This window comes from Streptomyces sp. HSW2009 (assembly GCF_040240285.1).
In the GTDB taxonomy this organism is placed as follows: Bacteria; Actinomycetota; Actinomycetes; order Streptomycetales; family Streptomycetaceae; genus Streptomyces.
This window is the reverse complement of the sequence record NZ_JBEHZD010000269.1, coordinates 1-10,435: the sequence shown is the minus strand read 5'-3', so window position 1 is coordinate 10,435 and position 10,435 is coordinate 1. Positions and strand designations below refer to the sequence as shown.

At 72.5% G+C, this 10,435-nt stretch carries 7 protein-coding genes and 1 pseudogene; all 8 read left to right on the top strand.

The genetic code is table 11. The features are described 5' to 3' along the window. Positions 1-161 precede the first annotated feature (161 nt). The gene (mnmA, locus tag AAHZ94_RS19860) at positions 162-1,325 is read left to right on the top strand and encodes a tRNA 2-thiouridine(34) synthase MnmA (protein WP_349994315.1); all 1,164 of its coding nucleotides are present in this window, start codon (positions 162-164) and stop codon (positions 1,323-1,325) included. Between the two features lie 194 nt (positions 1,326-1,519). After that, positions 1,520-2,062: an LOG family protein gene (locus AAHZ94_RS19855; protein WP_349994314.1), complete on the top strand. Its 543-nt coding sequence runs from the start codon at positions 1,520-1,522 to the stop codon at positions 2,060-2,062. Between the two features lie 104 nt (positions 2,063-2,166). After that, a complete protein-coding gene (locus AAHZ94_RS19850; RefSeq protein ID WP_349994313.1) occupies positions 2,167-2,856 on the top strand; it encodes an SDR family oxidoreductase in 690 nt (229 codons plus the stop codon). Positions 2,857-3,342: 486 nt separating this feature from the next. Next, positions 3,343-3,813, top strand: coding sequence for a MarR family winged helix-turn-helix transcriptional regulator (locus AAHZ94_RS19845; protein WP_502964719.1), 471 nt, complete (start codon positions 3,343-3,345; stop codon positions 3,811-3,813). Positions 3,814-4,238: 425 nt separating this feature from the next. Continuing rightward, positions 4,239-5,729 (top strand): DHA2 family efflux MFS transporter permease subunit, encoded by a 1,491-nt coding sequence (locus tag AAHZ94_RS19840; RefSeq protein WP_349994312.1) that lies wholly within the window; start codon positions 4,239-4,241, stop codon positions 5,727-5,729. A 796-nt stretch (positions 5,730-6,525) separates the two neighbouring features. Then, on the top strand, positions 6,526-7,527 hold the full coding sequence (locus AAHZ94_RS19835) for a methionine synthase (protein WP_349994317.1): 1,002 nt from the start codon (positions 6,526-6,528) through the stop codon (positions 7,525-7,527). 138 nt (positions 7,528-7,665) lie between these two features. Beyond that, a complete protein-coding gene (gene ligA, locus AAHZ94_RS19830; RefSeq protein ID WP_349994316.1) occupies positions 7,666-9,864 on the top strand; it encodes an NAD-dependent DNA ligase LigA in 2,199 nt (732 codons plus the stop codon). Between the two features lie 195 nt (positions 9,865-10,059). Continuing rightward, positions 10,060-10,302: pseudogene (locus tag AAHZ94_RS19825) on the top strand (GGDEF-domain containing protein); the annotation flags it as partial. Positions 10,303-10,435 lie beyond the last annotated feature (133 nt).

Here is a 10,435-nt window from a genome sequence, read left to right as displayed (position 1 = left end):
GTGGCCCGCGTCTGTGGTGTAACTGACCCGGGGGGGGGGGGGGGGGAGGGGGGGGGGGGGGGGGGGCGCCCACCCCCCCCCCCCGCGGGGGGGGGCGGGACTTCGGCGTGGTGGCAATCGTCGCGACGTACCACCTCGCACACCCGTACCCTGGAACGGCTATGACTGACTTCCCGGGCGCCCCCGATCCCTCCGCTCCGCGCGACGGCCGTCGCCTCCGTGTGCTCGCCGCCATGTCCGGCGGTGTCGACTCCGCCGTGGCCGCGGCGCGGGCCGTCGAAGCCGGCCACGAAGTGACCGGCGTGCACCTCGCGCTCTCCGCCAACCCGCAGTCGTTCCGTACGGGCGCGCGCGGCTGTTGCACCATCGAGGACTCCCGGGACGCGCGCCGCGCCGCCGACGTCATCGGCATCCCGTTCTACGTCTGGGACCTGGCGGAACGGTTCCGTGCCGACGTAGTGGACGACTTCGTGGCCGAGTACGCGGCCGGCCGCACGCCCAACCCCTGCCTGCGCTGCAACGAGAAGATCAAGTTCGCCGCGCTGCTGGACAAGGCGCTCGCGCTCGGCTTCGACGCCGTGTGCACGGGCCACTACGCCACGGTCGTCACCCGCGAGGACGGCGGCCGGGAGCTGCACCGCGCCACCGACCTCGCCAAGGACCAGAGCTACGTGCTCGGCGTGCTCGACGACCGGCAGCTCGCGCACGCGATGTTTCCGCTCGGCGACACCCGCACCACCAAGGACGAGATCCGCGCGGAGGCGGAGCGGCGCGGGCTCGCGGTGGCCAAGAAGCCCGACAGTCACGACATCTGCTTCATCGCCGACGGCGACACACAGGGCTTTCTCGCCAAGCGGCTGGGCACGGCGCAGGGCGACATCGTCGACGAGGACGGCACGAAGCTGGGCAGTCACGAGGGCGCGTACGGCTTCACCATCGGCCAGCGCAAGGGGCTGCGGCTCGGCGTCCCCGCGGCCGACGGCAAGCCGCGCTACGTGCTCGACATCTCCCCGGTGAACAACACCGTCACGGTGGGCCCTGCCGACGCGCTCGACATCGTCGCGCTCACCGCCATCAAGCCCCGCTGGTGCGGCACCCCGCCGTCCGCCCCCGGCACGTACACGGCCCAGCTCCGCGCGCACGGCAGCGAGACGCCGGTGGCGGCGGAACTGGTGGACGACGCGCTGGAGGTGCGGTTCACGGAGCCGGTACGGGGCGTGGCGCCGGGACAGGCGATCGTGCTGTACGACGGCACGCGCGTGGTGGGCTCGGCCACCATCGCCCGTACGGAGCGCCGGGAGCGGGCCACGGCCGGGCCGGCCTGAGACCAGAGCTCGACGCGACCGGAGCCCGGGCTGCGCCCCGTGTCCCGTGCACGCGCCCCGGAGCGCAGCAGACGGCGGCCGGCAAAGGCGCGCAACCGGCCGGGGCATACAACCGGGCACGCAACAGAGGGACGCGCGGGTGCCGACCGGGTGGCCACGGGGCGGCCGGGCCGGCCTCTCGTACAGTGACGCGTATGAACATCTGTGTCTTCTGCTCCGCCGCCGACCTCGACGAACGCTATGTCGCACCAGCCCGCGAGTTCGCCGAGCTCATCGGCAAGGGCGGGCACACCATGGTGTGGGGCGGGTCGGAGGCCGGCCTGATGAAGGTGATGGCCGACGGTGTGCAGCAGCACGGCGGGCGGCTGGTCGGCGTGTCCGTGGAGTTCCTCCGGGACAAGGCGCGGCAGAACGCCGATGAGATGCTGATCACCAAAGACTTGGCCGAACGCAAGGCGCAGTTGCTCGCCCGCGCCGATGCGATCGTGATCATGGTGGGCGGCACCGGCACCCTGGACGAGGCGACGGAGATCCTGGAGCTCAAGAAGCACGGGCTGCACACCAAGCCGGTCGTCCTGCTCAACGCGGCGGGCTTCTACGACGGGCTCAAGCAGCAGTTCCAGCGGATGGAGAAGGAAGGCTTCCTGCCGATTCCCCTCACTGACCTGGTCTTCTTCGCCGAGGACGGGGTGGGCGCGCTGGCCTATCTGGAGGAGCAGGCGGGCCTGGTGGCGTGAGGCGTGCCGCGCGCCGGCCCCGTGCATCCGGCTCCCGTATCCGCCCCGCGCCCGCCCCGCCCCTGGCGCCCCGGCCATCCGGTCGCCGTCGTTAGGATCGCCCCATGGCTACGCATCTGATCACTGGGGCAGGCTCCGGCATCGGGACCGTCGTCGCGGAGCGGCTGTGCGCCCGCGGCGACGAACTGTGGCTGCTGGCGCGTGACGCCGGGCGGGCGAAGCAGCTCGCGGAGCGGTTTCCCGGGGCCAGGACGCTCGTCGGCGACCTCGCCGAGCCGGAGCGGCTGTCCTGGGCGTTCGGCCACCAGCAGGTGCCCGAGCGGCTCGACTCGCTGCTGCACGTCGCCGGCATCGTGGAACTCGGTACGGTCGGCGAGCTGACCCCGAGGGCGTGGAACCAGCAGCTCGCCGCCAACCTCGTCTCCCCGGCCGAACTCACCCGCCTGCTGCTGCCGCAGCTCCGGCTGGCCAAGGGGCACGTCGTGTTCATCAACTCGGGCGCGGGCCTGCGCACCAACGCCGAGTGGGGCGCGTACGCCGCGAGCAAGCACGGCCTCAAGGCGCTCGCCGACGCGCTGCGCTGGGAGGAGAGCGGCAACGGCCTGCGCGTGACCACCGTCTATCCCGGCCGCACCGCGACGCCCATGCAGGTCAAGGTCCACCAGCAGGAGGGCAAGGAGTATGACCCCGAGCGCTGGATGACCCCGGAGTCCGTGGCCACCACGGTGCTCACGGCCCTGGACCTGCCCCGCGACGCGGAGATCACCGACCTTTCGGTACGTCCTGTCGGCTGACGTGCCTGGCAGGTGCAGGCGGCTGTCCGCGGCCGGCGGCGGGGGAGTGGCTGCGGATGCGGCCGGCGCTGGCGGGATGGTGCGTCTGACTGCACGACGTACCTGCCTACGCGTGCGCACGCACGCGTAGGCAGGTGCTCCACGGGTTGCCGTTCCGCGAACGGGCCCACCCGGTAGCGGGTGCGGTGTGCCGCGCCGTGTGGAGAGTGGTGAGGCTCAGGGAGCGGCGGCGCGCGGGGCGCTCGACCGTACGCTCCGTGGCGCGCCGAGCGGCGCGTTGACGTGCGGGCCCCAGCCCCCGCGGGCAGCGCACCCGGATGGACCGGATCGTGGGGCGCTGGCCGCAGTGCCGGTGCGCGATCGAGGCGGGGGAGCCCGGAGCCCTCCCGGCCCCAACCGCCGCCCCGTGCAGGGGACGCGTCTCATGGTGTGGGAAGGAGCCGGCAAGCCGCCGGTAACGGTTGGCCGGCGACGTACGCTGGCCGGGTGAGCAGCAGCAGAGCGGCACTGGGCGCGCAGGCAGCACCGGGGGCACCCGCAGCCCAGGCGGGGTGCGGCATCAGGGAGATCCGGGGCCTCGTCACGGAGCTCACCCGGCGCATGGACGCGCACCGACGGAGCCGGATCGCCGAACTCGACCTCACCCCCACCCAGGCGAAGGCGCTGGAAGAACTCGGCGAACCGCGGACGGCGCGCGAGTTGGCGGCCGTGATGTGCTGCGAGCCGCCCAACGTCACCTACGTGATCGACAAGATGGAGAAACAGGGCCTCGTGCTGCGCCGCCCTGACCCCCGCGACCGGCGCGCCAAGCAGCTCGTACTGACCGATGCGGGGCGCGAGTTGCGGCTCGACCTCCTGGAGCGCATGGGCCAGGACAGCCCCCTGGACCACCTGACCCACGAGGCGCGCCGGGAACTCCGCACCCACCTGCTGCGCGCGCTGGACCGCGCCGAGTAACCCATCGCGCGCGACGGGGCGCCACGCGGCGGTGCCACGGAGCGGAGTGGCCGTTGCGTCGAGTGGCTGCAACGCTTTGGTGCTCCGTGCTCCGTGCTCCGTGCTCCGTGCTCCGTGCCCCGGCGGGGATCGGCGTCCCGCGTCAGCAAGGACGAGCCCAGATTCCGCAACCTCGCGCGCGGGGTTGCCGCCGCTTCGCGCTCCGTTTCCCCGCCTCGTCCCGTCGCCCGTACGTACCGCCCGCTCGATCTGTCGGCTCGACCCGCCCCGTTCGGTCCGCCCCGCTCGCCCCGCCGTAGTCGCCCCGCCGCGGTCGTTCCGACGGGTTCGCCCTTCCCGGTGCGTCCCCTTGGCGCTGTCCATGAATGGGCAAAGTTATAGCTGTCATCATTGTTGGCGCTTGGTTACAGCTATAACTTCGATGCATGATCAAGCAGACCGCACCGCGGCGCGGCGGGGCGCAACTGTTCGCGCTCGCCCTGGGGTTCGTGATGGCGACCCTGGACGTCACCGTCATGAACGTGGCGGGGCCGCAGTTACGGAGCGGCCTCGACCTGTCCCTGGCCGGGCTCACCTGGGTCGTTGACGGGTACGTGCTCGTCTTCGCGGCGCTGTTGCTGCTGGCCGGTTCGCTCGCGGGGCGGTACGGGGCGCTGCGGGTCTATCTGCTGGGCCTCGCGCTGTTCACGGCCGCCTCGCTCGTCTGTGCGCTGGCGCCGAACGCCGCCGTCCTCGTCGCCGGGCGGCTGGCGCAGGGGGCCGGGGCCGCGCTGTTCATGCCGAGTTCGCTGACGCTGTTGCTCAATGCCTTCCCGGAGCCGACGCAGCGCGCCCGGGTACTCGGGCTCTGGTCGGCGATCATCTCGACGGCGGCCGGCCTCGGCCCCGCGATCGGCGGCGTGCTGGTCGGCGCGTTCGGATGGCGCAGCATCTTCCTGATCAACCTCCCGATCGGCCTCGTGGGGCTGCTGCTGGCCCGGCGCGTGGTGACCCCGGTGCCCGGCCGGCGTGCGCCGCTCGGGGCGCCCGGACACGCACTCGGTCTCCTCGCCCTCGCCGCCCTCGCCTTCGGGCTGATCGAAGGTCCCGAGGCCGGCTGGACCGCCGCCCCGGTGCTCGTCGGTTTCGGCGTGGCCGTGGTGGCCAGCGCCGCGTTCCTGGTGCGGGAGCGGCGCGCGGCCGTCCGCGTGCTGCCCGGCGAACTGTTCGCCCGGCCAGCCTTCTCGGCCGCCAACCTCGTCGGGTTCCTGTTCAACATGGGCTGTTACGGGGGGATGTTCATGCTCGGCCTGTTCCTCCAGAACGCCCGCGGCGCCAGCCCGATGACCGCCGGGCTGCAAATGCTGCCGACCCAACTCGTCTTCCTGCTGGGCAACCTGCTCTACGCCAGGCTGGGGCACCGCGTCGGCGACCGCAGGGCGCTGGTCGGCTCCTTGGCCTTCACCGCGGCCGGCACGCTCGCCCTCGCCCTCACCGTCTCGCCCGGCATGCCGTACTGGGTACTGGCCGTGGTGCTCTCGGTGGCCAACACAGGCCTCGGCGTGGCGTCCCCCGCGATGACCGGGGCACTCATGGGCGCGGCCGGGCGCGAGCACGCCCACATCGCCAGCGCGACGCTGAACGCCAACCGGCAGATCGGCACCCTGGTCGGCATCGCCGTGATGGGCGCCGTACTGGCGGGCGCGGGCGGTTGGTACGGCGGCGCCACGGCGTCCTTCGGCCTCGCCTCCGGCGCGTACCTGGTGGCGGCCCTCATCGCCTGGTACGGCCTACGGGGCGCGGCGCGCGAAGCGGAGGAGCAGCAGGGCGCCACTGGCCCGCACCCGGACGGTGCCACGGGGCCGGACCGGGACGAGACACCGACCGCCCCGCCGCAGCCGGCGTGCGCGCAGGCCCGGGTGCGCCCCGGAGCGTAGCGAGCGCAACCAGGAGCGCCTGTCCCTGCCCCAGCCCCCACGGGAGCCGTCCGCCGCAGCCCATCGCGCCCCGGAGCGCACGGTTTCCGCTCCCGCCGCCACGCGAAACGCACACGTCTCCGCGGGCGAGCATGGCGCCACGGGCGGGCACGTCGCCGCGGGGCGAGCGCGCCACGAGCGGGGAGTACCGGCCGAGGGAACACCCGCGCCCCTGCCTCCGCAGCTAGCTACGCGCGCTCGCGCGCGTGGGGATGTGGGAGACGTGTCGGACCGGTTGCCAAAGCGGCCGGCGGCAGCCGCGTGGCGAGGGCACTGGGCCCCCGCGCCCGCGCGTACGGATCAGAGTTTCCGTACCTGCGGAGCAGCCCCACCCGCGCGCGTACGGAGCCGGTCTGGAGCCAGACCAGACCGTCCGGGGTCACCTCCCCGCGCCCGCGTGTGCGGCACACACATAAGGCAGGTAAGGAGCCGATACGAGCCGACGAGGTCGGAGACAAGACCGCGCCCGCGCGCGTACAGGCATCCGCCGTACCGCAGCGGCTGAACCACCCCACACCCCGCCACCCCACACCCCGCCACCCCACACCCCGCCACCCCGTCGCCGCCGCGCCCTCGCGCGTATGTCGCGTCAGGTCCGCGCCGCGTGGGGCCCCGCGGGGCGTGGTGACGCGGTGACGCGGTACGGAGCGGGCGGACGGGCCCGGGGCGCCGCGGGGGCCGTAGCGGTACGGGTCGGCGCGACCCCGCGCGGCGCGCCTCGTACGCTTCCTGCGTGAGCGTGAGCGAGAACGACGAGATGGGCTGGGGCGCGGGCGCCGCCACCGGCATCGGTTCGATGCCGGGCGGGGACGCGCGGGAGGCGGCGAAGACCGTCACCGGGTCGCTGGAGCGGCTGCCGTACCTGCCCGAACTGCCCGCACGGGGCCCCGGCGCGGACATGATCGGGCGCACCGCCGGAATGCTCGTCGAGCTCTACGCGCGCGTGGAGCCCAGTGGCTGGCGGATCGGGGACCGGCCGGGGCGGGACACCCGGCGGGCCACGTCCTGGCTCGGTGAGGACCTGGACGCCCTGGAGGAGTACACCCAGGGGTACACCGGCACGCTGAAGGTGTCGGCCGTCGGGCCCTGGACCCTGGCTGCCGCGCTGGAGCTGCGCGGCGGCGAGGCCATGCTCAGCGACCCCGGCGCCTGCCGTGACCTGGCCGGTTCGCTGGCCGAAGGGTTGCGCGGGCACCTCGCAGACGTGCGCCGCAGGGTGCCGGGCGCGCGGTTGGTGCTGCAACTCGACGAGCCCTCGCTCGGCGCCGTACTGACCGGCCGGGTCCGCTCGGCCAGCGGCTACCGCACCCACCCCGCGATCGACCGGGCCGTGGTGGAGGGAACGCTGCGCGAGGTGTTCGCGGTCAACGAGGGGCCGGTGGTGGTGCACTGCTGCGCGCCGCAGGTGCCGTTCGCCCTGCTGCACCGGGCCGGGGCCGCGGGCGTCTCCTTCGACTTCTCCCTCCTCACGGAGCGTGAGGACGAGGCGCTCGGCGTCGCGGTCGAGGGCGGGCTGACGCTGTTCGCCGGCGTCGTGCCGGGCACGGACCCGCAATCGGGGGCATTGTCAGACCCTGCCGGTAGCGTCATGGGTGTCAGGACGCTGTGGCGCAGGTTGGGGCTGGCGCCGGGGACCCTTGCCGGGTCCGTGGTGGTCACCCCGTCCTGCGGTCTCGCGGGTGCCTCGCCGAGGTATGCGCGGGCCGCGCTCGCCCACTGCGTCCGGGCGGCGACATCACTCGTGGACAACCCTGAGTGAGGGAGCGCCCGCCCCGCGGTGCGGTGATCCGCGGGGCTTTGGACGGATGAGGTTACGGAGGTCGAGACGGTGGCTGGCGAAACGGTGGCCGGAGGCGAGAGCCCGGCGCAGGACACGGCGGACGGCGGACGCCCGGCGATGCCCGCCGAGGCGCGCTCCGAGGTGCCATCCGAGGCCCGGGAGCGGCATCAACTCCTGGCCGAGCAGATCGAGGAACACCGCTTTCGGTACTACGTGAAGGACGCTCCCGTCGTCAGCGACGCGGAGTTCGACAAGTTGCTGCGTTCGCTGGAGGCGCTGGAGGAGGAGCATCCGCAACTGCGGACGCCCGACTCGCCGACCCAGAAGGTCGCCGGCGCGTACGAGACGGAGTTCACCGAGGTCGAGCACCGGGAGCGGATGCTCAGCCTGGACAACGCCTTCGACGAGGAGGAGCTGGCCACCTGGACCGACCGCATCGCCAAGGACGTCGGCGACGGCACCCCGTACCACTTCCTGTGCGAGCTGAAGGTCGACGGCCTCGCGGTCAACCTCACCTACGAGCAGGGGCGGCTGACCCGCGCCGCCACCCGCGGTGACGGACGCACCGGCGAGGACATCACGCCCAACGTGCGCACCATCGCCGAGATCCCCGACCGGCTGCACGGCGATGACGTGCCTGCCCTGGTCGAGGTGCGCGGCGAGGTCTTCATCCCGATGGAGCGGTTCGAGGAGCTCAACGCCGGTCTGGTGGAGGCGGGCAAGCCGCCGTTCGCCAACCCGCGGAACGCGGCGGCCGGATCGCTGCGGCAGAAGGACCCGAAGGTCACCGCCAGCCGACCGCTGCACATGGTGGTGCACGGCATCGGCGCCCGCGAGGGATTCGACATCGACTGTCAGTCCCATGCGTACGCACTGCTCCACGGATGGGGCCTACCGACCTCCGACCACAACGAGGTGGTCGCTACGCCAGCGGACGTACGGGCCTTCATCGCCCGCTACGGCGACCCCAAGGCGCGGCACTCGGTGGAGCACGAGATCGACGGCGTCGTCGTCAAGCTGGACGAGATCCCGCTCCAGGGCCGACTCGGCTCCACCTCGCGGGCGCCGCGCTGGGCGATCGCCTGGAAGTACCCGCCCGAAGAGGTCAACACCAAGCTGGTGGACGTGCGGGTGGGCGTCGGCCGCACCGGGCGCGTCACGCCGTACGCGGTGGTCGAGCCGGTCACGGTGGCCGGATCCGAAGTGGAATTCGCCACGCTGCACAATCAGGACGTGGTCAAGGCCAAGGGCGTGCTCATCGGCGACACGGTGGTGCTCCGCAAGGCGGGCGACGTCATTCCGGAGATCCTCGGCCCGGTCGTGGACCTGCGGGACGGCAGCGAGCGGGCGTTCGTCATGCCGGCCGAGTGCCCCGACTGCGGCACCGCGCTCCAGCCGATGAAGGAAGGCGACATCGACCTGCGCTGCCCCAATGCGCAGTACTGCCCGGCCCAGATCCGAGAACGCATCTTCTATCTCGCCGGCCGCAAGAGCCTGGACATCGAGCACCTGGGCTATGTCGCAGCCGCCGCACTAACCCAGCCGCTGGAGCCCGAAGAACCCCCACTGCGCAACGAGGGAGACCTCTTCAACCTCGACATCGACGCCCTGCTGCCCATTCGCTCCCCGGTCCTCGACCCGGACAGCGGGCTGCCCAAGCGCGACCCGGAAACCGGAGAAGAAAAGATCGTCACCTTCTTCGCCAACCAGAAGGGCGAGCCGAAGAAGAACGCGCTCGCCATGTTGGAGAACATCCAGGCCGCCAGGGAACGCCCGTTGGCCCGCATCATCACCGGACTGTCCATCCGGCACGTCGGCCCGGTGGCGGCCGAGGCGCTGGCCCGCGAATTCCGTTCGCTGGACCGCATCGCGGAGGCCAGCGAAGAGGAACTGGCGGCGGTCGAAGGCGTCGGTGGGATCATCGCCACCTCGGTGAAGCAGTGGTTCGCCGAGGAGTGGCACCGGGAAATCGTAGAGAAATGGCGGGCCGCGGGGGTGCGTTTCGAGGAGGAGGCCGGCGAGGATGAAGGTCCCAGACCGCTTGCCGGGCTCACCGTCGTCGTCACGGGAACGCTCCAGTCGTATACCCGCGATGGCGCGAAAGCGGCCCTACAGAACCAGGGGGCAAAGGTGACCGGGTCGGTTTCCAAGAAGACGCATTTCGTCGTCGTCGGCGACAACCCCGGCAGCAAGTACGACAAGGCCATGCAATTGAAGGTGCCGGTGTTGGACGATCAGGGCTTCGGCGTGCTGCTCGATCAGGGACCCGATGCCGCCCGTGAGGTTGCGCTCACACCGCCAGAAGAGACGGAATAGTTCAAAGGCGTTCTAGGAGTGGTCTTGCGATAGTCAGCGGGCATCACTCTTATAGCGCATATCAGATGGTTACGGAGAGCGCGGGCGCATTCGGGCAACCGCAGACGATCGCTGCTCCTCGTAGCCTGGTGCGGCCTACTGTTGAGATGTGCGCCTGCCGTGGCGCGGGCACCGCCGGCTGTGAGAGGGACGGGTATGAAACCGACCGACAGCGCCGCCCCAGTGTCGCGGCTGTGCCGGATCGCTTTGCCCGGATTACCGGTAGCGGTCGTCGCACTGGCCGCCGTCGCGCTGGGGGTCGGCGTCTTCCGCGTACTGAGGACCGATACGGCGCTCTTCCCGAGCGGCACCGTCGGCTGGTCGCTCGCCGTGCTGACCGGGGCGATCGTCGGCCACCTGGTGGCGCTCGGGCGCGACCGCTGGTGGGGGGGGGGGGGGGGCCCGGGGCCCCCGGGGCCCCCCCCCCCCGCGGGGGGGCCGGGGGGGGGGGGGCCCCCACGACGCGGGCGAGGCGCCCCGGATTCACGTCAGTGAGAACGGCGGCACACCCCTCCGCTGCTGCCTGGGCCGC

Excerpts from the sequence above, each read along its gene's own strand:
- mnmA (WP_349994315.1), top strand. The coding sequence starts at position 162 with ATGACTGACTTCCCGGGCGCCCCCGATCCCTCCGCTCCGCGCGACGGC.
- AAHZ94_RS19850 (WP_349994313.1), top strand. The coding sequence starts at position 2,167 with ATGGCTACGCATCTGATCACTGGGGCAGGCTCCGGCATCGGGACCGTC.
- AAHZ94_RS19840 (WP_349994312.1), top strand. The coding sequence starts at position 4,239 with ATGATCAAGCAGACCGCACCGCGGCGCGGCGGGGCGCAACTGTTCGCG.
- AAHZ94_RS19835 (WP_349994317.1), top strand. The coding sequence starts at position 6,526 with ATGGGCTGGGGCGCGGGCGCCGCCACCGGCATCGGTTCGATGCCGGGC.
- AAHZ94_RS19855 (WP_349994314.1), top strand. The coding sequence starts at position 1,520 with ATGAACATCTGTGTCTTCTGCTCCGCCGCCGACCTCGACGAACGCTAT.
- ligA (WP_349994316.1), top strand. The coding sequence starts at position 7,666 with ATGCCCGCCGAGGCGCGCTCCGAGGTGCCATCCGAGGCCCGGGAGCGG.